This window comes from Paraburkholderia sp. (assembly GCF_004298475.1).
Classification (GTDB): domain Bacteria; phylum Pseudomonadota; class Gammaproteobacteria; order Burkholderiales; family Burkholderiaceae; genus Paraburkholderia; species Paraburkholderia denitrificans.
Genome location: NZ_SCRP01000003.1, coordinates 61645 through 83213, shown reverse-complemented (window position 1 = coordinate 83213; position 21569 = coordinate 61645). Strand labels below are relative to the sequence as shown.

Genomic DNA, 21569 nt, shown 5'->3' with positions numbered 1-21569 from the left:
TCACGAATAACGACGCGATAGAGTCCCCGCTACCTCTCCTGTTCGCGCCAGTGCGTGGCATCGCCGCGCACACGATTGCGTGTCTTTCATACCCGCCACACCTTGCGCGAAATCCGCGCGCCGTCAGGGCGATTAGCCTATCCTGACTCCGTATGCCATCCATCCGATGATTCAGGAGAATCTGTGACTGTACGCAACCTCGACGCGGTCTTCCAGCCGAAATCCGTCGCCGTGATCGGCGCTTCACGGCGTCCCGACAGCATCGGCGAGATGGTGTGGCGGCGCGTGATCGAAGGCGGTTTCACCGGCCCGCTGTGGGCCGTCAATCCACGCCACGCGAATGATTCGGAAAAGTTCGACGGCCGCCCCGTCCTGGCCGACGCAGGCGATTTGCCCGCCGCGCCCACGGTCGCCGTGATCTGCACGCGGCCCTCCACATGGCCGGGGCTCGTGCATCGTCTTGGCGGCATGGGCACGCGCGCGGCGATCCTCATCGGCGAGGTGCGCAACGACGAAGACCGCGCCGACCTGCGCCACGCACTGGCCGCCGCGCGCCCGCATTTGTTGCGTATCGTCGGGCCGGGCAGCGTCGGCGTCCTGACGCCCGCGCTCAACGCTCAACTCGGCGCGGCGGCGTCGCTCGCGCGGCCAGGCGGCGTGGCGTGGGTCTCGCAGTCGAATGCGCTCACCAACGCCGTGCTGCGCTGGGCCGATGCGCGAGGGCTCGGCTTTTCACATGTGATCACGCTCGGCGACGAAGCCGACGTCGATGCGGGCGACGTGCTCGACTACCTCGCAAGCGATCCTTCGACGCGCGCGATCCTGCTCGAACTCGACACCGTGCGCGCGGCGCGCAAATTCATGTCGGCGGCGCGCGCGGCGGCTCGCAACAAGCCGGTGCTGGTGCTGCGCAGCGGCCGCGACGATCCGGGCGATGCGCTCTATTCCGCGGCGTTCCGGCGTGCCGGCATGGTGCGCGTGGATACGCTCGACGATCTGCTCGACGAAATCGAAACGCTCGGCGTGGGCCGCGTCGCGGCGAGCGACACTGCGACGCTCATCACGAGCGACCGCGGTGTCGCGATACTCGCCCGCGACGCGTTCAACGAGGCGGGCGACACGCTCGCAACCTGGACCGATGAGGCGCACGCGGCGATGCAGAAGGCGCTGCCGCAGGTGCAGGCGGGCAATCCGCTGGTGCTCGGCGAAACGGCGAAGCCCGAGCATTTCGGGCTCGCGCTCGATACGCTCGGGCCGCATCCGAAGACGGGCACGGTGTTCGTTGTGCACGCACCGACGCACAGCGCGCCGGTCGACGCCGTGGCGCGCATGCTTATCGAGCATCACCGCGTGGCGTATCGCGGGGTGCTCGCGTGCTTTTTCGGCGGCGTCGACGCCGCCACGCGCGACGCGCTGCACGCGCACGGCATTCCGGTGCATACGACGCCGCGACGGCTCGCGCGCGCGTTCGCGCGTCTGGTCGACTACCGGCTTGGCCGCGAGCTGCTGATGCAGACCCCCGAGGGCACGCCCGCGCAGCGCGCGGACGCGATCGAGGCCGCGCAGGCGCAGGCGCGTGCCGCGCTGGCTGCAGGGCAGACGGAGCTGGACGGCGAGGCGGCGGCCAGTTTGTTGGGGCTGTTCGGCCTGCGGACCTGGACGCCGGGACAAAGCGGCACGGTGGATTCGCTGCCGCCCGTGGTCGACGTGAAGGTGGAGTTTCGCGACGACGAAAACTTCGGCCCGGTGTTCTACTTCGTTGCGCCGTCGATGGACGGCATATCGCCGCCGTTGCGCGTCTACGGGCTGCCGCCGCTCAATCCGGTCCTCGGGCGCGACATCGTCACGCAGTCGCCGCACGCCAGGCGCGTGAACTCGCCCGAGCCGACGCTCACCGCGCTCACCGAACTCTCGCAGGCGACGTGCGACGTTCGCGAGATCGTCGGCATGGAACTGACGCTGCGGGTGTTGCCTGCGGAAACACTGGTCGTGGCGCCGCGCCTGCGGCTTGCCGCGACGCGCAGCCGCTTCGCGATCATGCCGTATCCGCGCCGCCTGGAAGAGACGCTGGACTGGTGCGGCGAGCGCCTCACGATCAGGCCGATCCGCCCCGAAGACGAGGAGCAGCACCGCGCGCTGATCGCATCGATGACGCCCGACGATTTGCGTCTGCGATTCTTTTCGGCGGTCCGCAGTTTCGACCATTCACAGCTCGCGCGCATGACGCAGATCGACTACGACCGCGAGATGGCGCTCATTGCGACCGTCAAGGACGAGCACGGCAAGCCGCGCACGCTCGGCGTGGTGCGTGCCGTTTCGGACCCGGACAACGAAACCGCGGAATTCGCGGTGACGGTGCTCTCGAACATCAAGGGCCACGGTTTGGGACGCATGTTGATGGAGCGGATCATCGCGTACGCGCGCTCGCGCGGCACGCACTGGCTCCTCGGCGAGGCGCTGCGCGAGAACACGCCGATGATCGGCCTGGCGCGCGCCTGCGGCTTCACGGTGACGCCGACCGAAGATCCCGGTGTCGTCGGCTTTCGCATGCCGCTGGATTGATGCAATGCGCCGCGATGCGCTGTGCGCGCGGCCTGGTTCGAACGGATGCAACCAGGCCGCAGACAGCGTGCGGCGCATGCGTGCGTCAGGCGGCGAGCTTCGCGAGTGCGTCGTCCACCTGGCCGCGCGTGAGCGAGAGTTCTTCGAGCCAGACCTGCGCGTATTGCACGCCGGTTTCCTTTTCGAGCCGCGCGATGGTCGCGGCACAGCGCGTGGCGTCCTTCGGCGTCGCGATGAAGACCTTGACCGACTGCCCGCCCTGGAACGCCTCGAACAGCGGCTCGCGGATTTCCACGGGCAGCGCGCGCGTCCATTGATGCGTCTTGCCGTTGAACGTGAGCGAAGGCGGCAGCACGCGCTCTTTCTTCGTGGCCGGAATCAGGCCGAAATTGCGTGCGGCTTCGGCGATCTGCTCCGGCGAGAACAGTTCGTCCGGCGTGATTTCGAATTGCGTGATCGCCTCTTCGGCTGTCTTCATCGCGCTCGCGCGGTCGTCGCGCTTCTTCTGCGCGCGCGCAACGATGTCACGCAGTTCGTCGGCTTCGTCGTTCGTGATCGTGAAGCTCGCCTGCTTTTGTTGAAGCTCGGAAAAACGCTGGAATTCCTGGTCGTTCAGAAGTTTCGCCATGAGGTGTACGTGCGCGGCCGCCGCTTGTCCTGAGAAATGGACACGGCGCGCCGGAAATTTGGAGGGACGCCATTCTATCGTTTTGTGCGCGCACGTTCCAGTCAAAAAAACCGCAACGGGACGAGGTTGAAGCGGCTCGTGTGGGGCCTGAACACGGATGCGGCGCTGCCTGTTTCGACCGGACGAGATGACATGAACAGGAACTCACTCACCGCGCGGGCGCATGATTTTCATATCTGTAGACATGCAGATTAATTGACGGGATAACCAGGGCGGCACGACCCATTTCGTCGCCCGCTTCTCAAGCCTGTTTCTCCACTCCGGCAGCTTCAATCCATTGGTCGAGATTGCCCCGCATTGACGCGCGCCGTACAGGGCGTAATCTGTCGCAAACACTCACCGGGAGACACGCGCATGGTGCAGGAGCGACATCCGCAGGTGGCGCACAGGCGGCGCATCGGACGCACGGCGCTTGAAGCGACCGCACTCGGCCTCGGTACCGCGCCGCTCGGCGGCCTGTATCGCGATCTCTCCGAAGAAGAGGCGCAGGCCACCGTCGATGCCGCCTGGGAAGCCGGCATGCGCTTCTTCGATACTGCACCGCACTATGGCCATACGAAGGCGGAGCATCGTCTCGGCGCGGCGCTCAGGCGCTATCCACGCAGCGAGTACGTGCTTTCGACCAAAGCGGGCCGCCGCTTCGTGCCGCGCGTGCATGCCTACGACGGCAGCGAAGGCTGGCAGAACCTCTTGCCGTTCGAGGCCATCTACGACTACACCTATGGCGGCATCCTGCGCTCGTTCGAGGACAGCCAGCAGCGCCTCGGCATGGTGGACATCGACATTGCACTTGTGCACGACATCGGCCGTTATACGCATGGCGAGCGTCACGCGCACTACTGGCGGCAATTGACCGATGGCGGCGGATTCCTTGCGCTCGATGAATTGCGCGCGGCGGGCGTCGTGAAAGCCGTGGGCCTCGGCGTGAACGAGCGCGAAGTGATTCTCGACGTGATGCGCGAATTCGACATCGACTGCGCGTTGCTCGCGGGCCGCTATACGTTGCTTGAGCAAGCACCGCTCGACGATTTGCTGCCTGCCTGCGTCGAGCGCAACGTGAGCATCCTGCTCGGCGGTGCGTTCAATTCGGGCATCCTCGCGCACGGATTGCAGGGCGAGCGCAAGTTCAACTACGCCGATGCACCGGCTGAGGTCATCGAACGCGTCGCACGGCTCGACGCCGTGTGCGGGACCTTCGGCGTGCCGCTAGCCGCCGCCGCGCTGCAGTTTCCGTATGCGCATCCCGCGCTCGCAACGGTGCTCAACGGCGCGCGCAGCGCGGCCGAAGTGCGCGAGAACGTCGCGTCGTTCGAGACGCCCATCCCCGCCGATCTGTGGATCGCGCTGCGCGAGCAGGGCCTCATCGATTCGCGCGCACCGCTGCCCGCGTGCTGACATGACGACATCCGGCCCGCGCGCTACAGCGGTGCAAATCGACGCGCACCAGCACTACTGGGATCCGTCGCGCGGCGACTACGGCTGGCTCACGCCCGCCATGCCCGCTCTGTACCGCACCTTCGCTCTCGCCGATCTGGCGCCGTTGCGCGCGCGCTGCGGCGTGACGCGCACGGTGGTCGTGCAGGCTGCGCCGACGGTCGAGGAAACACGCTATCTGCTTGCGCTCGCACGCAACGATGCATCGATTGCGGGCGTGGTGGGCTGGGTGCCGCTCGACGATCGGGACTCACCGGATCTCATTGCCGATCTCGCGCGCGAGCCGAAATTCCGCGGCGTGCGCCCGATGCTGCAGGACCTGCCCGATGACGACTGGATCGCCACTGCCGACACGTCGCACGCAATTCAGGCGCTGATTGCGCATGACCTCGCGTTAGATGCGCTGATTTTCACGCGCCACGCTCCTGCACTCGAAACGTTTCTTGCGCAACATCCTGCGTTGCGCGTGGTCGTCGACCACAGCGCGAAGCCGCCGATCCGCGACGGCAATGCGGGCTGGTCCGCATGGTCCGACGCACTAATGCGCCTCGCGCGCTATCCGCAGGTGTGCTGCAAGCTCTCGGGCCTCGTCACCGAGGCTGCGCCGGGCTGGGGCGATGCCACGCTGCGCCCGTGGATCGCACAGGTGCTGGCTGCTTTCGGCCCGCAGCGTGTGATGTGGGGCAGCGACTGGCCGGTGTTGAACCTCAACGGCGACTATGAACGCTGGCACGCGTGCGCGCAGCGCCTGCTCGCGCCGCTCACGGACGCCGAGCGTGATGCGGTGTTCGGCGCGAACGCAGCGGCGTTTTATCGATTGTGACCGCGTGCGGCCAGCGACACGTTGCATTCATCCCCTGAACGCGGCTGCTTGAGGCTGCTTGAGGCTGCTTGAGGCTGCTTGAGGCTGCGATCAGGCTGCAATTCGGCTGCGATTCCAACCGGAGTGACAGAAGATGGCACCAAGACTGGCGGGCAAGACGGCTTTGATCACGGCGGCGGGGCAGGGCATCGGCTTTGCAACCGCTGAACTGTTCGCACGCGAAGGCGCGCGCGTGATTGCCACCGATATCCGGCTCGATGCGCTCGTGTCGCTGCCGGTCGAAGCGCGGCGTCTCGACGTGCGCGACCCGCAGGCCATCGCTGCGCTCGCGCGCGAACTCGGCGCCATTGACGTGCTGTTCAACTGCGCGGGCTTCGTGCACGCAGGCTCGATCCTCGAAGCGAGCGAAGAGGACTGGGACTTTGCATTTGACCTGAACGCGAAGGCCATGTACCGGATGATCCGCGCGTTCCTGCCCGCGATGCTCGAAGCGGGGCGCGGCTCGATCATCAATATGTCGTCGGCGGCGTCGAGCGTGAAGGGCGTGCCCAACCGCTGCGTGTACGGTGCGTCGAAGGCGGCTGTGATAGGGTTGACGAAGTCGGTCGCCGCCGACTTCGTCACGCGCGGCATCCGCTGCAACGCGATTTGTCCGGGCACCGTGGCGTCGCCCTCGCTCGAAGAGCGCATCGCGGCGCAGGCTTCCGAACAGGGCACGAGCGCCGACGCAACGCGCGCGGCTTTTGTCGCGCGCCAGCCGATGGGGCGCATCGGCACGCCGGAGGAGATTGCCGCGCTCGCACTTTATCTCGCCTCGGACGAGTCGTCGTTCACGACCGGCCAGGCCCATGTGATAGACGGCGGCTGGGCGAACTGAGCAGGGCGCAGCGCCTCGTATCGCCTGGACAGCACGGAAGAGAACCGGAGAAGACACGCAATGAAACTGCTTCGCTACGGGCCGAAAGGCCATGAGAAACCCGGCATGCTCGACGCCGAAGGCCGCCTTCGCTCGCTCGTGGGCGCGGTGTCCGATATTGCGGGCGACGTGCTTTCCGACGCGGGCCTCGCGCAATTGCGCTCGATCGATCCCGAGACGCTGCCCATCGTCGGGGGCAATCCGCGTATCGGCGCGTGCGTGGGCCATGTCGGCAAGATGGTGTGCATCGGCCTGAACTATGCGGATCACGCCGCCGAAGCAGGCATGCCCGTGCCGCCCGAGCCGGTGGTGTTCAACAAGTGGACGAGCGCGATCGTCGGCCCGAACGACGACATCGAAATTCCGCGCGGCTCGAAGAAGACCGACTGGGAGGTCGAACTGGGCGTGGTGATCGGCAGGCACGCGAAGTACGTGGACGAGGCGCACGCGCTCGATTACGTGGCGGGCTACTGCATCGTCAACGACGTTTCAGAGCGTGAATGGCAGATCGAGCGCGCCGGGCAGTGGGACAAGGGCAAGGGCTTCGATACCTTCGGCCCGACCGGCCCGTGGCTCGTCACGCGCGACGAAGTGCCCGACCCGCAGAACCTCGGCTTGTGGCTCGAAGTGGACGGCCACCGCTATCAGAACGGCAACACGCGCACGATGATCTTCCCGGTTGCGAAGCTCGTGTCGTACCTGTCGCAGTGCATGAGCCTGCAGCCGGGCGACGTGATCTCGACCGGCACGCCGCCGGGCGTCGGCATGGGCATCAAGCCGTCGCCGGTGTTCCTGAAGCCTGGGCAGACCGTGTGTCTCGGCATCGAGGGGCTCGGCGAGCAGACCCAGCGCACGCGCGCCGCCGAATAAGCGCGCATCGCAAACGCCGCGATTCGTCGTCACTCGCGGGGCCGCGCGCCCCGCGAAACCAGCGGTTTCCACGGTTCCCGTACGGCGTTTGCGCGGCTCAGTCCCCCGGCTCCGGTTCGCCGCGCATGGCCGGCTCCGACAGCCGGTTCACCGTCCCCTGCGCGAGCGCGACGAGGCGCTCGTCTCCGTTCTCGATCACGAACACGCTGCACTGGCAGGTGGCCTGCTGGCGTCCCGCGTAGACCACTTTCGCGCGGGCCAGCAACGTGCCGTTCAGCGCCGGGCGCAAATAGTTGATCTTGTATTCGCCGGTCACGACGCGCGGCCCGAGTGCGAGCGCGCCCGCGAACGTCAGTGCATTGTCGGCGAGGTAGCTGATCACGCCGCCATGAACGAAGCCATGCTGCTGCCTCAGCTCGTCGCGTACCGGCAGTCGCAGCGTCAGGTCGTCTGCCCCGATGTGCGTCAGTTCGGTGCCGAGCAGCACGCTGAACGGCTGTGCGTGCAACGCACCGCGCGCACGATCCACAAGATCAGTCATCGTCGGATTCCTCGGCGGGGCCCACGCCCGCATGGTTTCCTAACCACTCTAGGAAGTGCTTCGCTGCGGCGCAAGGTGAATCGAACGGCGCGTTTATGCGCTGCCGATGAAAAATCGCCGGAAGGTCGAGTACACCGTTTTCGCGACGGCCTGGCGCGCTGCGATTCGCGCGCGCATGACGTTCCTGCGCACGGCGGGCACGTATTTCCTCGTGGTGCTAGTCGCGCTCGCGGGCTTCGCGATGAGCGTCACGCCGCGCGCACGGACGCCGTACGGCGCGTGCCGCGTCAGCGGTTCAGACCGGCAACGCTAGATAAGCCGATAGCAGGTGATAAGGCGTCGTCGACGGCATGTCGGCGCGCACAACGTCGCCGGACGCGCTCCGGCATTCCACCCAACCTTGCGGCGTGAGGAAGCGTTCTGCGAAGCGGCCGATCTGCGCGGGCAGCGTGGCGTTCACATCGGCATCGCCGTGCGTCGCGATGGCGCGCAGATACTCGGTTTGCGCCCAGATGCGCTGCGTCGCGTCGATAACCCGGCCTTGTTCGTCGAGCGCTGCCGCCACGGCGCCGCTCGTGCTGTCCACGCCGTGCGTGACGGCGAAGCGGAACGCGCGCGTGAGCGCCTCGGCGAGCCCCGACGCGCCGAGGCGCTCCGATACGCGCGATGCGAGCCAGAACCATTCGAATTGATGCCCGGGTTCGAGCCGGTTGTCCGCTGCGCCGATCGGCAGCTCGGCGATACAGCCCGTCGGTTCATGCAGGAAGGTCCGCGCGACGGCCTCGACGAGCCGCGTGAGCGCCGTATCGAAAGCGGCGTCGCCGGTGGCTTCGCGGGCGGCGAGCCAGGCTTCGGTGAGATGCATCAGCGGATTTTGCAGCGGCGTGCCGGTGACAGCGGCAAACGGAGCGTCGAGCGACGCATTGAAGAGACCGTTCCCGGCGTCGAAGCGGTCGACGATCAGCGCGGAGGTCGACCGGGCAATTGCGAGCGCGGCGTCCACGCCGAAGCGCTGACCGTAGACCGAGCATGCGAACACGACGAAGGCGTGCGTGTAGAGATCCTTGGTGGTGTCGAGCGGCGCGCCGTGCGGATCGACGCTGTAGAACCAGCCGCCGCGCGCGCGGTCGTGGAAATAGTGCTGCAGCGTTTCGAAGAGCGTGTGCGCATGTGCGGCGTCGCCCGCCTGCGTGAACACGAACAACTGGCGGGCGCATGCCATCGCGCGGTAGCGCACGGCCGGCAGCGGCGCGACGCCCGCCGCGTCCAGCGCTTCGTAGGGCAGGTGCAGCGCGGCGTTGAAGCCCGGGCCGCGCCACTGCGGCAAGACGATGCGTTCGAAGTGATCGCGCAGCCCTGCTGCGCCTGGGAATGCGTTCATGAGTGGGGCGTTTGGCACGCGGGTGCACGGCTTGAAGGCGACGCTCGCGATTGTACGCTGCGCCACGCGCCGCAAGCACACCGCACGCGGCGAGCGGCGGCGCACGGCCACCGTGCACGCCCTGTGAGCCGATAAACACATTTCGACCCCGGTTGAAAGACGATGGTGCGTTGCATTGATGCGACGCACCATGGAAATTTTCGCCCTGTGGCAGGCCGCCGCAGTTTTTTTGCTGCGCCGCACTAGTAGTCTGTCAGGGAAAACCCTATAATGGCGCTGTCTTAGGGAAAACCCTGATCGTCCAACTAACCGGGAGTCGCCATGAGCTTTATCCTTGCACTGTTTGAAAAGGTGAGCGATCTCTTCGCCTCGCCGTATCTGCCGATGGATTCGGATTATTCGTACGAAGCACGGTCACGCGAAGCAGAGCGCATCCGCCGCTCGCACTACCTGCCGTTCGGCGTACCGCGCGGCTAACGCGCAAAAGCGCGCGCAGGTCAGTTCGAGGCGGCGTTCGCCGCCGGTTACCCCGCACCGCGTTCGTCCGCCAAACAGGGCTGGCTCTCGACAGAGAGCCGGCCCTGTTTGCATGGGTGCGCTCGCGCCGCTGTCGCCGTGACGACGCACGTCGCTCGCGTGAAAACTGCGCAATACAAGTAACCACAAGCGACCACAAGCGACCGTAAGCGACCGTAAGCGACCGTAAGCGACCAAAAGCCGCGCAAGACGCACGGCAAAAGTGCGGCGCTGCACAAATCTGTCAGTGCCCTAAAAAAGCGTTGTGCATCAGCGATCTGGCCGGGATGTGCCCAGGTTGTCCACATCCCTGTCCACGAAAACTGTGGAAAAGTCAGCTGTGGAAAAGTGCGCTGTGGAAAAGTGCGGCGCACGGCGAGGCATCAGCGCCGCATGCGGGACGCCTGCCAGTTCGACTCCCGCGCGAACTGGACGAACGATCTCAGGTAATCGACCGCGCCATCTGCCTCACGCGTGCCGAGAAAGATCTGCTTGGCGATGCCGTCCTTGCCGAGTTTCACGATGGCGAGCGGCATGCGGTCGGCGTACTCCTCGGCGAGCCATCGCGGCAGGGCGGCCACGCCGCGATGGCTGGCCACCATCTGCATCATGATGTCGGTCGTTTCGATGGTCTTGTGACGGCGCGGCGCGATGCCTGCCGGGCGCAGAAACTGGTTATAGATATCGAGCCGGTCCGTTTCGACCGGATACGTGATGAGCGTCTCGTCGACAAGCTGCTCGGGCTTCACATAGCGCACGCCGGCAAGCCGATGGCCTTCCGCCACGACCAGCACCTGCTCGTAATCGAACACGGGCTCGAAACGCAGGCCGGGACGATTGAGCGGATCGGGCGTCACGAGCACGTCGACGTCATAGCCGAACAGCGCGCCAATGCCGCCGAACTGGAAGCGCTGCTTCACATCGACATCGACATCGGGCCAGCGCGCGAGATAGGGCGACACCACCTTGAGCAGCCACTGATAGCACGGATGGCATTCCATGCCGATGCGCAGCGTGCCGCGTTCGCCGGCGGCATATTGCTTCATGCGTTCCTCGGCGAGTTCGAACTGCGGCAGGAGCCGTTCAGCCAGCGACAGCAGATACTGGCCCGCCTGCGTGGGGCGCAGGCTGCGGCCTTCGCGATCCCAGATGGGCGTGCCGAGCTGCTGCTCGATCTTCTTGACCGTATGGCTCAGCGCGGATTGCGTGAGAAAGAGCGTGTTGGCCGCCGCCGTAAGCGATCCCTGGCGTGCGACTTCGCGGACGATGACGAGATGAATGCGTTCGAGCATGGCAATCGATAATGAATTTTAGAATGAATAAAACTAATGGATAAATGAAATAATGCCATTTTATTTCATTAGCTGATACCTCTATCATCGCAACCACTCCGCTTTGTTTTCAGTACTTTTCCTACGGATGGCAGCGCACATGGTCACTACACATAATCTCGGCTTTCCGCGCATCGGCGCAAAACGCGAACTCAAGTTCGGCCTCGAACGCTACTGGAAGGCCGAATCCTCGCGCGACGACCTGAAGGCGCTCGGCGCCGATCTGCGCGCGCGCAACTGGGCGAGCCAGGCGTCGCTCGATCTCGTGCCCGTGGGCGACTTCTCGTTCTACGACCAGGTGCTGGACATGAGCTTCACGCTCGGCAACCTGCCGGAGCGCGTGCAGGGCTTTCACGGCGACAAGCTCGACAATTACTTCCGCGTGGCGCGCGGACGTTCGGCCCAGGGCGCCGAAGAGCACGCCGCCTGCTGCGGCGGCGTCGCGGCGGGCGAAATGACGAAGTGGTTCGACACGAACTACCACTACATCGTCCCCGAATTCACGGCCGATACGCAGTTCAACCTCGATACGTCCCATCTGCTCGAACAATTGCGCGAAGCGCGTGCGCAAGGCGTGAAAGCGAAGCCCGTCATCATCGGGCCGCTGACCTACCTGTGGCTCGGCAAGGCCAAGGACGATTCGGACAAGCTCGCGCTGCTGCCGCGCATCATGCCGGTGTACCGCGCGCTGCTCGACTATTGCCGTGTCATGGACGTCGAGTGGGTGCAGATCGACGAGCCGATTCTCGTGACCGAACTCGATCCGGCGTGGCGCGCGGCATTTGTGACCGCGTATGAAGGCTTCGAGGAGCGCAGCGTCAAGCTGCTGCTCACGACGTATTTCGGCCCGCTCAAGGAGAATCTCGACCTCGCGTGCGCGTTGCCGGTCGACGGTCTGCATATCGACGGAATCAATGCACGCGAAGAAGTCGCGTTCGCCGCACGCAAGCTGCCCGAGAAGAGCGTGCTGTCGGTTGGCGCGATCAATGGCCGCAACATCTGGAAAACGGACCTGAATGCGACGCTCGAATGGCTCGAGCCGCTCGCGAAGCAGCTCGGCGAGCGGCTCTGGATTGCGCCGTCGTGCTCGCTGCTGCACGTGCCGGTCGATCTCGCGAGCGAAGAGAAACTCGATCCGGAAATCCGCTCGTGGCTCGCGTTCGCGCTGCAAAAGCTCGACGAAGTGAAGCTGCTGGCCGCCGCGCTCAATGAAGGCCGCGGCACGATCGCTGCGGAACTGGCCGCGAACGCAGCGGCTATTGCTGCGCGCCGCAACTCGCCGCGTGTGAACAACCCGGCGGTGAAGGCCGCGATTGCGCGCATCGACGCCAAACTCGGCCATCGTCAGAACGGCTACGCCGAGCGCGCAGCGAAGCAAGCCGCGATCCTCAAGCTGCCCGCGTACCCGACCACGACGATCGGCTCGTTCCCGCAGACGGCGGAAATCCGCCAGGCGCGCAGCCAGTTCAAGAGCGGCGCGCTCGACCACGCGGGCTACCAGGTCGCGATGCGCGCCGAAATCGAGCGCAGCGTGCGCGAGCAGGAAAAGCTGGGCCTCGACGTGCTCGTGCACGGTGAAGCCGAGCGCAACGACATGGTCGAATACTTCGGCGAACAACTCGATGGCTACGCGTTCAGCCAGTTCGGCTGGGTGCAGTCGTACGGTTCGCGCTGCGTGAAGCCGCCCATTCTGTTCGGCGACATCAGCCGTCCGAAGGCGATGACGGTCGAGTGGATCACCTACGCGCAGTCGCTCACGAACCGGCCGATGAAGGGCATGCTGACCGGCCCGGTGACGATCCTGAACTGGTCCTTCGTGCGCGACGACCAGCCGCGTTCGGTGTCGTGCTACCAGCTTGCGCTTGCGATCCGCGAGGAAGTGCTCGACCTCGAAAAGGCCGGCGTGCGCGTGGTTCAGATCGACGAGGCCGCGCTGCGCGAAGGGCTGCCGCTGCGCCGCTCGCAGTGGGCCGAGTATCTGCGCTGGGCTGTCGAATCGTTCCGCATCGCCGCGAACGGCGTGCAGGACGAAACGCAGATTCACACGCACATGTGCTATTCGGAGTTCAACGACATCATCGCCTCGATCGCCGACATGGATGCGGACGTCATCACGATCGAGACCTCGCGCTCCGATATGGAATTGCTCGACGCATTCGACCATTTCCGCTATCCGAATGAAATCGGGCCGGGCGTGTACGACATTCACTCGCCGAACATCCCGAGCGAGGCGCATATCGTGCAACTGATGCAGAAGGCCGCCGAGCGCATTCCGGCGCAGCGTCTGTGGGTGAACCCGGATTGCGGCCTGAAGACGCGTCAGTGGGCCGAGGTGATTCCGGCGCTCACCAATATGGTCGCCGCTGCGAAGACGTTGCGTGCCGAGGCGCTGCGTGCCGTGGCGCAATAAGCGCGGCTAGCATCCGTCGCACGCGCGACGGATGCGGTGTATGAGTTGTCGATGTCCCGAGCCGGTCTCGGGGCATTTGCTTTTGGGCAACGCAAACGGGCCGCGACGACATCGCGGCCCGGATAAACAACATCAGCGCGGTTTTATCCGCGGCGAAGCGTAAAGGCGGGAAACAGCGCTTCGACCTGCGCCACGACATCGCTGCCAGGGTAGCCCGCCAACGACGCGGCGTTCAAGCCGTCGTCATTGCATCCGTTGGTGCGGAAGATCTGGAGCGCGTACTGCTTCACGTTCATCGCCGACAACGTCTGCGCAAGGCGCAGTATTTCGTCTTCGGGCAACAGTTCGGGATGCAACGTCGTGCGGCATTCGTAGTCCACGCCGCTCGCCAGCACGGCCTCCAGGCTCTCGCGTGCGCGATTACCGCTGCCCGGTTTCTTCGTGATGCGCGGGTAGTTGTCGAACGTCGCCTTGATATCGATGCCGACCCAGTCCAGCAACGGCAAGACCTCCTTGATCCGCTGCGGATGCGTCCCCGCGGTATGCATGCCGACCTTGAACCCGAGTTGCCTGACTGCGCGGATGGCGCGGCCAAGCGAAGGATCGGTTGCCGGTTCGCCGCCGCTGAATACGACGCCGTCGATCAAACCCACCCGGCGCTTGAGCAGGTCCATGACGCTGTCCCACTGAACCGCGCTCTGGCGGGTTCGCGGCTGCAAATGCGGGTTATGGCAATAGCCGCAGCGCCAGGGGCAGCCCTGCACGAATACGACTGCGGCAAGCTGGCCCGGGTAGTCGGTCGCGGTGAACGGCACAACCCCGCCCACGCGGAGCGGGCGGAGTTGCTTCGAACCGGGTTCGACCTCTGGCGATGCGAGCTCAGGCTGCAACCGATGCCTCGTGTTCGCTGAAGAACTTGCGCTCGTGGAATTCGCCCTTCTTGCCCGTGTTGAACGACGAGACGGGACGGTGATATCCCATGACCCGGGTCCAGATTTCGCAAGGTTGACGTTCTTCGTCGGACAGCGTGATAGCGGCGTGACGAGCTTCTGCGGATTGAGCGAGTGCGGTCATGGTTCAGACTCCAGCGGGTTCGAGTTGAGAAAGTTTGCGTTGAATGAGTTCTTCATCGCATCGTGGGCAAAACTTGTGGCTGCCGCCCAGGTAGCCGTGCTTCGGACAAATCGAGAACGTCGGCGTAACCGTGATGTACGGCAGCGAGAAACGGTTGAGCGTGCGCTGGACGAGCGTGCGGCATGCGTCGGCGGTCGAGAGCGGCTCGGTCATGTACAGGTGCAATACCGTCCCGCCCGTGTACTTGCGCTGCAGTTCGTCCTGACGCTCCAGGGCTTCGAACGGATCGTCGGTGAAGCCGACCGGCAGTTGCGACGAGTTGGTGTAGTACGGCATGTCCGGCGTGCCGGCCTGCAGGATTTCCGGGAAACGCTTGCGGTCTTCCTTGGCGAACCGGTAGGTCGTCCCTTCAGCGGGCGTGGCTTCCAGGTTGTACATATGCCCGGTTTCCTCCTGAAACGCGAGCATGCGCGCACGCACGTGATCGAGCAGACGCACGGCGAATGCATGTCCCCAATCGCTCGTGAGATCGTGCGCATTGGACGTGAAGTTGCGCACCATTTCGTTGACGCCGTTGATGCCCAGCGTCGAAAAGTGGTTGCGCAGCGTGCCGAGGTAGCGCCGCGTGTAGGGGAACAGCCCGTTGTCCAGATGTTGCTGAATGACCTTGCGCTTGATTTCCAGGCTGACCTTGCCAAGTTCGAGCAGTTCGTCCAGACGCTGGAACAAGGCGGCTTCGTCGCCTGCGTACAGGTAACCCAGACGCGCGCAATTGATGGTGACCACGCCGAGCGAACCCGTCTGCTCGGCGGAACCGAACAGCCCGTTGCCGCGTTTGAGCAGCTCCCGCAGATCGAGCTGCAACCGGCAGCACATCGAGCGGATCATGTTGGGCTTGAGTTCCGAATTGATGAAGTTCTGGAAATAAGGCAGCCCGTAGCGGGCGGTCATTTCGAACAGAAGGTTCGCGTTCGGGCTGTGCCAGTCGAAGTCGGGCGTGATGTTGTAGGTGGGGATCGGGAAGGTAAATGCGCGACCCTTCGCATCGCCCGTCATCATGACTTCGATGTACGCGCGGTTGATCATGTCCATCTCGGCCTGCAACTCGCCGTAGGTGAACGACACTTCCTTTCCGCCGATCAGCGGGACCTGCTCACGCAGATCTTCCGGACACACCCAGTCGAACGTGAGGTTCGTGAACGGCGTTTGTGTCCCCCAGCGCGAAGGCACGTTCAGGTTGAAGATCAGTTCCTGGATGTGCTGGCGGACTTCGCCATAGGACAGGTTGTCGTTGCGGACAAACGGCGCCATGTACGTATCGAACGAACTGAACGCCTGCGCGCCCGCCCATTCGTTTTGCAGCGTGCCGAGAAAATTGACGATCTGGCCGACCGCGCTGGACATGTGCTTCGGCGGCGCGGCTTCCACCTTGCCCGGCACGCCGTTGAAGCCTTCGGTCAGGAGCGTGCGCAGCGACCATCCCGCGCAGTAGCCGGCCAGCATATCCAGATCGTGAATATGCAGATCGGCATCGCGGTGCGCCTGCCCGACGGCCTGCGGATAGATATGGCTGAGCCAGTAATTGGCGACGACCTTCCCCGACACATTCAGAATCAGGCCGCCGAGCGAATAACCCTGGTTTGCATTGGCGTTGACGCGCCAGTCCTGTTGCTCGAGATACTCGTCGATCGAGGACTGGACTTCGATTTGCGGATTGCGAACGTTACGATCGGGCGCGGCGTTCTGGGCGCTCGCGGGCGTGTCCACGCGGCTGGAAGCGGGTAGAGGGCTTGACACCATGGATTCTCCGGTGGCTACGACATATTGTTGATGTCGGCATCGTATACACCACCTATAGTGTCGGTCAATGGGGCTTAGCCGTTATTTTGTTTGCGCATGGCTTCCCTTGATCCGGGTCGTCTTCGGGCACGGAGCGCCCCGCTTGCCGCCTTGACGGAACCCGGTCGGTGTGTGTGGCGTGGTCTGGGAGAGGGTGCGTCGCGACGATCCAATGGGCATCGTCGCCGCTGAGCATCCACGACTGCATTCCGGCGCGGCGCATGTCATAGTGCTAGCCGATTCCCGCCGCACGCAGACGTAACGCGTGCTTCAACCCTGCCTCGCGCAATATGTCGAATACCTACTTTTACGACCCCATCGAGGGCCACGGTCTTGCGCACGATCCATTCAAGGCGATTGTCGCGCCGCGTTTGATCGGCTGGATTTCCAGCCGGTCGGCGCAAGGCTGTCCGAACCTCGCGCCGTACAGCTTCTTTGGTGCGTTCGCAACGTTTCCGCCGGTGATCGGATTCTGCAGCGAAGGCCGCAAAGACAGCATCAACAACATCGAGGCGACGGGAGAATTCGTCTGGAATCTCGCGTCGAAGACGCTCGCCGCACAGATGAACCGCACCTCGGCTCCGGTGCCCGCCGATATCGACGAATTCGCGCTCGCAGGCCTCACGCCCGCGCCGGGGCGCAACGTGAGCGTGCCGCACGTCGCCGAATCGCCGGCTGCACTCGAATGCAAGCTGATCCGGGTCGTGCGGTTGAATACGATAGACGGCACGCCGATGGACAACTGGCTCGCGCTCGGCCAGGTGGTTGGCGTGCATATTCGTGAGGAGTACCTCAGGGATGGCGTGTTCGATACGCACGCTGCGCAGCCCGTCATGCGCGCGGGGTATCGTGCCGATTACGCGGAAATCGGCGAGATGTTCCAGATGATCCGGCCAACGGAATAAGCCTGACCGTGACGGGCTGTCACGGTCAGGCTTCGCGTTGTCGGTGCATTTGGCGTATCTGGCCCACCAGGCAAGGCGGGCCAGAGGACGAGCCTATAAGCGGCTTATAAGCGGCTTAGAAGCGCGTCAAGATGCCTGCGGCGCACATTACCTGGTTGGCCGTCGACGAGAAGCCGCCAGCGTTGTACATGACCGCGACGTTCTTGTTGCCCGTCGCGTGCTGGTACATGGCTTCGCCGTACAGTTCGGTGCGCTTCGTCAGCGAATAACGTGCAATCGCGTTCACCTGGTTCCACTTCGGATCGGCGCCGAACGTGGTCAGGCCGCTCAGATGCGCGTCGGTGTATGCATACGAGACGCCGAGCTTCAGAGCCTGCGTCGCGGTGTACACGCCGTTGATTTCGTAGTTGTCGAAGCGTGCCGAGCCGCTGTTCAGGCCGAATGCATTCGTGCCCTGGTACTGGCTGTGCGAATAGACGAAGCCCACGGCAGCCGGACCGAACGCATAGTGCACGCCCGCGGCGACCGTGCGTTGCACGTCGGACGTGAGGGGATTGTTGCCGTTGGCGGTGGGCTTGAGTTCGCCCTGGTCGACTGCGCCGCCGGTGTTCGCGAAGTTGCTGCCGGACTTCAGGCCCGAGCCGTTGGTCTGGAGGTAGCCGGCCGCGACACCCAGCGGGCCGTAGTTGTAGCTTGCGGCCGCGCTGTAGGCACGGCTCACGGCGAAGCCGGTGCTGTTGCTGAACGCATACATGCCGCTGAACTTGAAGCCGTTGTAGTCCAGGCTCGTGTACTTGACCGAGTTGTTGAAGCGGACGGTGTGCTGGAGGTTGTCGTTGTCGTACGGGTGGGCGAAGCCCGAGTCGCCGAACGTGCCTGACGTGGCCGAGAGCGGCGAGACGAACTCGACGATGCTGTCATATTGACGGCCCACCGTGACCGAGCCGAATGTCTCGCTCGTCAGGCCGACGAACGCTTGACGGCCGAACATGCGGGTCGCGTTCGAGGTGCTCTGGCCCAACGCGCCGTTGCCGACGTTAAAACCGTTCTCGAGCACGAAGATGGCTTTCAGACCGCTGCCGAGGTCTTCGCTGCCGCGCAGGCCGAAGCGGCTGCCGCTGATGTTGCCGCTCTGCATGGCGACACGGCCGCTGCCGTTCACGTTGTTCGTGTAGGCGATGCCGGCGTCGACAAGGCCATACAGCGTGACCGAGCTTTGCGCATGGACAGCGGGTGCGAGAGTGGCGAAGACAGTACCCACGGCGACGGCCGTCGCGGCGGCCGAAATCTTGTTTTTCACGGATAGACTCCTGATGGTTTCCGTTTTTGGTTGAAACAGCGTCAGGAGTGTAAGAATTAAGCGCCGTCAGAAAACTGCCTGTGATTGAACAGGATTATTCCAAAATCTGGAAGAAACGTTTCATCGAAGTGAAATATTCCGGTGGCGCGAGTTGTGGTTCGGCGTCGAACGCCGGCTGCGCGGGGCCTGTCGCCGGAGTGCGTGCAGATTTTTGATACGATGCACGCTTTCCAGCCGATCCCTTGCCCGCGTGAAGCGCTTCGTATCGTTTGTCCGCGATCAACTCGCGAAATGGTCTGCCCGCGTGAGGCCCGCTGTGGTTTCCACGAGCGCCCGGCTGCAGCCCTTCGTCGCCCGCGCGCTGCATCATCTGCGGCATCCCACGCGGCGCGGCGTGCTGTACGCGATGGCCGCGGTGCCCGCGCTTGTCGTGCTCTACGTGCTCGTGCTGATCCCGTTTACGCCGGGCATCGGCGATATCCGCAAGGCGCGCGTCGACGAGCCTGCGCAGATTCTCTCCGCCGACGGCAAGCTGCTCGCCGAATTCAAGCCGTCGAATCGCGAATGGGTGTCGCTCGGCGAGATTTCGCCGCACATGGTCGATGCGCTGATCTCGACCGAGGATCACCGCTTCTACGAACACCACGGCATCGACTTCAGGCGCACGGCGGGCGCCGCGCTGCACACGTTCTCGGGCGCGCGCCAGGGCGGCTCGACGATCACGCAGCAACTCGCGCGCAATCTCTATCCTGACGAGATCGGCCGCGCGCCGACGCTCACGCGCAAGATCAAGGAAGCCATCACGGCGCTCAAGATCGAGGCCGTCTACAGCAAGCCGCAGATTCTCGAAACGTACCTGAATACGGTGCCGTTTCTCTACAACGCCTACGGCATCGAGATGGCGGCGCGCACGTATTTCGGCGTGTCGGCGGATCAACTCGACATTCTGCAAAGCGCGACGCTCACAGGCATGCTCAAGGGCAACGCCTATTACAACCCGGTGCTGAACCCCGAGCGCGCGCTCGCGCGGCGCAACACGGTGCTCGGGCAGATGGTGAAGTACGGCAAGCTCACGCCCGCGCAATACGCGACGCTTTCCAGAAAGCCGCTGCGCCTCGACTTCGAGCGTCAGACCGAGCCGCCCGGCCCGGCGCCGCACTTCGCGCAGCAGTTGCGCAAATGGCTGATCGCGTGGGCCGACCGCAACGACTACAACGTGTACTCGGACGGACTCGTTGTGCACACGACGATCGACGCGCGTCTTCAGGCGATGGCGACGGCGGCGCTCGCGCAGCACGCGAACCAGTTGCAGGGCATCGCCAACGGCGCGTGGAGCGGACGCAACGGCTGCACGCCGGGCAACGAACTGTTCAGGACGTTCATGCGCGAGACGCCGGACTACAAGACGGCGCGCGATGCGGGCGAAAGCGACGCGGATGCCGTAAAGCACCTTGCAGCCGATCGCGCGTTCATGCACGCGCTGTGCAAGAACAAGACGGAACTGCAGGCGGGATTCCTCGCGATCGATCCGCGCAACGGCCAGATCAAGGCGTGGGTCGGCAGCCGCGATTTCACGGGCGAGCCCTACGATCACGTCCAGCAGGCGCGGCGTCAGCCGGGCTCCACGTTCAAGCCGTTCGTGTACGGCGCGGCCTTTGCGGGCGGCGCGAAGCCGACCGATACCTTCATCGACCAGCCGGTCGAAATTACGCTTGCGGGCGGCGAGATCTGGCGTCCGGACGACGACGTGCCGCCGAGCAACAAGCCGATGACGCTGCGCGACGGCATTGCCTTCTCGCGCAACCGCATCACGGCGCAGGTCATGCAGGAGGTCGGCCCGGACAAGGTGGCGCGCCTTGCGCGGGCCATGGGCGTGCGCGACAGCCGGCTCGACCCGGTGCCGTCGCTCGCGCTCGGCACGAGCCCGGTGACGCTCAAGGAAATGGTGTCGGCGTACAGCACGATTGCCAACGACGGCGAGTACATCGAGCCGCGCATGGTCACGAGCATCGAGGACAAGCATGGCGAAGTGCTCGCCGAATTTCCGAGCGCGTCGCCGGAGCGCGCGCTTTCCGTTGACGCTGACCGCACGCTGATCGACGTGATGCGCGATGTGGTGAATCGCGGCACGGGATCGAGCATTCGCTCGCGCTTTGGCATCCACGCGGATGTCGCGGGCAAGACCGGCACGACGCAGAGCAACACGGACGGCTGGTTCATCCTCATGAACCCGCAGCTCGTGGCAGGCGCGTGGGTGGGATTCGACGATGGCCGCGTGACGCTGGACGACTACTGGGGGCAGGGCGCGCGCAGTGCGCTGCCGATCGTCGGCGATTTCTTCCAGCGCGCGTTGCGCGCGCGCATCGTCGATTCGCACGCACGCTTCGATACCGAAGTGGCGCCGAGCGCATTCGATACGTTCCGCACGAAGCTCAGCGCCTGGATCGACGTGCTGTTTGCGCCGAAGCAGAAGGCCGCAGCGCCGGTCAAACGCGCGCCGGTTCACGGGCCGCGTACTGAATCGGCCTCTGCGCCGGAGACCGCGCCGACGCCAGCGCCGGCCTCGACGCCAGCGCCGGAAGCGCCGCCTTCGGGGGCCGTGGGTGCTTCGGCGCCGTCCGCTGCGCCGCAGCCGTACGAACCGGGCGTGCCGCCGATCATCGGACCGGCGAGCGCGCCGCCTGCGGCGTCGCCGTTCCCGTCGCAGGCGCCCGCGCTCGCGCCGACTCCGACGCCTGATGACACCGAGCCCGCTCCGGGCGGCGGTGCGCAGTACACGCCGCCCGTGCAGCAGCAGCCGGGGCAGTGAGGAGCGGCGCGCGCCGGAATTATCCCCAGTTTTCGTGGAAAGGCTTGTGGGCAAGCTTGGGATAGCGCGCCTAAGTGCCTGATGCGAAAAGGATGACGCGTCGAGGCAGCGCGACAGGCACCGCGCGTCAGGCTACGCGGTACTTTTCCACAGAAATCGTGGAAAGGGTT

Annotated in this window: 20 protein-coding genes; 12 read left to right on the top strand and 8 right to left on the bottom strand. The window is 64.8% G+C overall.

From position 1 onward, the window contains the following. Positions 1-183 precede the first annotated feature (183 nt). Positions 184-2562 (top strand): GNAT family N-acetyltransferase, encoded by a 2379-nt coding sequence (locus EPN59_RS02460; RefSeq protein ID WP_293033247.1) that lies wholly within the window; start codon positions 184-186, stop codon positions 2560-2562. Positions 2563-2647: 85 nt separating this feature from the next. On the opposite strand, the gene EPN59_RS02455 is transcribed toward EPN59_RS02460, so the two are convergent. After that, positions 2648-3190 (bottom strand): hypothetical protein, encoded by a 543-nt coding sequence (locus tag EPN59_RS02455; RefSeq protein ID WP_293033245.1) that lies wholly within the window; start codon positions 3188-3190, stop codon positions 2648-2650. Between the two features lie 414 nt (positions 3191-3604). Between EPN59_RS02455 and EPN59_RS02450 the strand changes: the two genes are divergently transcribed. From EPN59_RS02450 to EPN59_RS02435, 4 genes are all read left to right on the top strand, one after another. Continuing rightward, positions 3605-4645, top strand: coding sequence for an aldo/keto reductase (locus EPN59_RS02450; protein WP_293045472.1), 1041 nt, complete (start codon positions 3605-3607; stop codon positions 4643-4645). A 31-nt stretch (positions 4646-4676) separates the two neighbouring features. Beyond that, positions 4677-5507, top strand: coding sequence for an amidohydrolase family protein (locus EPN59_RS02445; protein ID WP_293033272.1), 831 nt, complete (start codon positions 4677-4679; stop codon positions 5505-5507). 133 nt (positions 5508-5640) lie between these two features. After that, positions 5641-6384: an SDR family oxidoreductase gene (locus EPN59_RS02440; protein ID WP_293033241.1), complete on the top strand. Its 744-nt coding sequence runs from the start codon at positions 5641-5643 to the stop codon at positions 6382-6384. 60 nt (positions 6385-6444) lie between these two features. After that, on the top strand, positions 6445-7293 hold the full coding sequence (locus EPN59_RS02435; RefSeq protein ID WP_293033239.1) for an ureidoglycolate lyase: 849 nt from the start codon (positions 6445-6447) through the stop codon (positions 7291-7293). Positions 7294-7390: 97 nt separating this feature from the next. Here EPN59_RS02435 and EPN59_RS02430 read toward each other — a convergent pair whose 3' ends face one another. Next, entirely contained in the window at positions 7391-7834 is a 444-nt protein-coding gene (locus EPN59_RS02430; protein WP_293033237.1) for a PaaI family thioesterase, read from the bottom strand. Positions 7835-7940: 106 nt separating this feature from the next. Between EPN59_RS02430 and EPN59_RS02425 the strand changes: the two genes are divergently transcribed. After that, on the top strand, positions 7941-8147 hold the full coding sequence (locus tag EPN59_RS02425; RefSeq protein ID WP_293033235.1) for a hypothetical protein: 207 nt from the start codon (positions 7941-7943) through the stop codon (positions 8145-8147). Here EPN59_RS02425 and EPN59_RS02420 read toward each other — a convergent pair. Further along, complete coding sequence (locus EPN59_RS02420) at positions 8130-9215, bottom strand: AGE family epimerase/isomerase (RefSeq protein WP_293045469.1); 1086 nt, start codon at positions 9213-9215, stop codon at positions 8130-8132. The genes EPN59_RS02425 and EPN59_RS02420 overlap by 18 nt on opposite strands. Between EPN59_RS02420 and EPN59_RS02415 the strand changes: the two genes are divergently transcribed. Both EPN59_RS02415 and EPN59_RS02410 read left to right on the top strand, forming a co-directional pair. Continuing rightward, the gene (locus EPN59_RS02415; protein WP_293045466.1) at positions 9214-9342 is read left to right on the top strand and encodes a hypothetical protein; all 129 of its coding nucleotides are present in this window, start codon (positions 9214-9216) and stop codon (positions 9340-9342) included. The genes EPN59_RS02420 and EPN59_RS02415 overlap by 2 nt on opposite strands. Positions 9343-9536: 194 nt before the next feature. After that, complete coding sequence (locus EPN59_RS02410) at positions 9537-9692, top strand: hypothetical protein (protein WP_293045463.1); 156 nt, start codon at positions 9537-9539, stop codon at positions 9690-9692. Between the two features lie 422 nt (positions 9693-10114). Here EPN59_RS02410 and EPN59_RS02405 read toward each other — a convergent pair whose 3' ends face one another. Continuing rightward, positions 10115-11023 (bottom strand): LysR family transcriptional regulator, encoded by a 909-nt coding sequence (locus EPN59_RS02405; protein WP_293041610.1) that lies wholly within the window; start codon positions 11021-11023, stop codon positions 10115-10117. A gap of 139 nt (positions 11024-11162) precedes the next feature. On the opposite strand from EPN59_RS02405, the gene metE reads away from it, so the two are divergent. Then, positions 11163-13472 (top strand): 5-methyltetrahydropteroyltriglutamate--homocysteine S-methyltransferase, encoded by a 2310-nt coding sequence (metE, locus tag EPN59_RS02400; protein WP_293045460.1) that lies wholly within the window; start codon positions 11163-11165, stop codon positions 13470-13472. Positions 13473-13615: 143 nt separating this feature from the next. On the opposite strand, the gene EPN59_RS02395 is transcribed toward metE, so the two are convergent. The 3 genes from EPN59_RS02395 to EPN59_RS02385 are packed head-to-tail and all read right to left on the bottom strand — an operon-like array spanning position 13616 to position 16346. Then, positions 13616-14299, bottom strand: a complete 684-nt coding sequence (locus EPN59_RS02395; RefSeq protein ID WP_293036252.1) for an anaerobic ribonucleoside-triphosphate reductase activating protein — start codon at positions 14297-14299, stop codon at positions 13616-13618. Between the two features lie 52 nt (positions 14300-14351). Then, positions 14352-14546 (bottom strand): anaerobic ribonucleoside-triphosphate reductase, encoded by a 195-nt coding sequence (nrdD, locus tag EPN59_RS02390; RefSeq protein WP_293036230.1) that lies wholly within the window; start codon positions 14544-14546, stop codon positions 14352-14354. A 3-nt stretch (positions 14547-14549) separates the two neighbouring features. Next, the gene (locus EPN59_RS02385) at positions 14550-16346 is read right to left on the bottom strand and encodes a ribonucleoside triphosphate reductase (RefSeq protein WP_293036233.1); all 1797 of its coding nucleotides are present in this window, start codon (positions 16344-16346) and stop codon (positions 14550-14552) included. A gap of 329 nt (positions 16347-16675) precedes the next feature. Between EPN59_RS02385 and EPN59_RS02380 the strand changes: the two genes are divergently transcribed. After that, entirely contained in the window at positions 16676-17290 is a 615-nt protein-coding gene (locus tag EPN59_RS02380; RefSeq protein WP_293036236.1) for a flavin reductase family protein, read from the top strand. A 115-nt stretch (positions 17291-17405) separates the two neighbouring features. Here EPN59_RS02380 and EPN59_RS02375 read toward each other — a convergent pair whose 3' ends face one another. Beyond that, on the bottom strand, positions 17406-18551 hold the full coding sequence (locus EPN59_RS02375) for a porin (protein ID WP_293036255.1): 1146 nt from the start codon (positions 18549-18551) through the stop codon (positions 17406-17408). Between the two features lie 119 nt (positions 18552-18670). Here EPN59_RS02375 and EPN59_RS02370 point away from each other — a divergent pair, with 119 nt between their 5' ends. Together EPN59_RS02370 and EPN59_RS02365 are read left to right on the top strand one after the other, a co-directional pair. Continuing rightward, the gene (locus EPN59_RS02370; protein ID WP_293036238.1) at positions 18671-18805 is read left to right on the top strand and encodes a hypothetical protein; all 135 of its coding nucleotides are present in this window, start codon (positions 18671-18673) and stop codon (positions 18803-18805) included. A 35-nt stretch (positions 18806-18840) separates the two neighbouring features. Next, positions 18841-21399, top strand: coding sequence for a transglycosylase domain-containing protein (locus EPN59_RS02365; protein WP_293036241.1), 2559 nt, complete (start codon positions 18841-18843; stop codon positions 21397-21399). The last annotated feature ends 170 nt before the right edge of the window (positions 21400-21569 follow it).

What these genes read in the sequence shown, in the direction of transcription:
- EPN59_RS02455 (WP_293033245.1), bottom strand. Translation starts at nt 3,190, where the DNA reads ATGGCGAAACTTCTGAACGACCAGGAATTCCAGCGTTTTTCCGAGCTT.
- EPN59_RS02450 (WP_293045472.1), top strand. Translation starts at nt 3,605, where the DNA reads ATGGTGCAGGAGCGACATCCGCAGGTGGCGCACAGGCGGCGCATCGGA.
- EPN59_RS02440 (WP_293033241.1), top strand. Translation starts at nt 5,641, where the DNA reads ATGGCACCAAGACTGGCGGGCAAGACGGCTTTGATCACGGCGGCGGGG.
- EPN59_RS02435 (WP_293033239.1), top strand. Translation starts at nt 6,445, where the DNA reads ATGAAACTGCTTCGCTACGGGCCGAAAGGCCATGAGAAACCCGGCATG.
- EPN59_RS02430 (WP_293033237.1), bottom strand. Translation starts at nt 7,834, where the DNA reads ATGACTGATCTTGTGGATCGTGCGCGCGGTGCGTTGCACGCACAGCCG.
- EPN59_RS02425 (WP_293033235.1), top strand. Translation starts at nt 7,941, where the DNA reads ATGAAAAATCGCCGGAAGGTCGAGTACACCGTTTTCGCGACGGCCTGG.
- EPN59_RS02415 (WP_293045466.1), top strand. Translation starts at nt 9,214, where the DNA reads ATGAGTGGGGCGTTTGGCACGCGGGTGCACGGCTTGAAGGCGACGCTC.
- EPN59_RS02420 (WP_293045469.1), bottom strand. Translation starts at nt 9,215, where the DNA reads ATGAACGCATTCCCAGGCGCAGCAGGGCTGCGCGATCACTTCGAACGC.
- EPN59_RS02410 (WP_293045463.1), top strand. Translation starts at nt 9,537, where the DNA reads ATGAGCTTTATCCTTGCACTGTTTGAAAAGGTGAGCGATCTCTTCGCC.
- EPN59_RS02405 (WP_293041610.1), bottom strand. Translation starts at nt 11,023, where the DNA reads ATGCTCGAACGCATTCATCTCGTCATCGTCCGCGAAGTCGCACGCCAG.
- metE (WP_293045460.1), top strand. Translation starts at nt 11,163, where the DNA reads ATGGTCACTACACATAATCTCGGCTTTCCGCGCATCGGCGCAAAACGC.
- nrdD (WP_293036230.1), bottom strand. Translation starts at nt 14,546, where the DNA reads ATGACCGCACTCGCTCAATCCGCAGAAGCTCGTCACGCCGCTATCACG.
- EPN59_RS02385 (WP_293036233.1), bottom strand. Translation starts at nt 16,346, where the DNA reads ATGGTGTCAAGCCCTCTACCCGCTTCCAGCCGCGTGGACACGCCCGCG.
- EPN59_RS02380 (WP_293036236.1), top strand. Translation starts at nt 16,676, where the DNA reads ATGTCGAATACCTACTTTTACGACCCCATCGAGGGCCACGGTCTTGCG.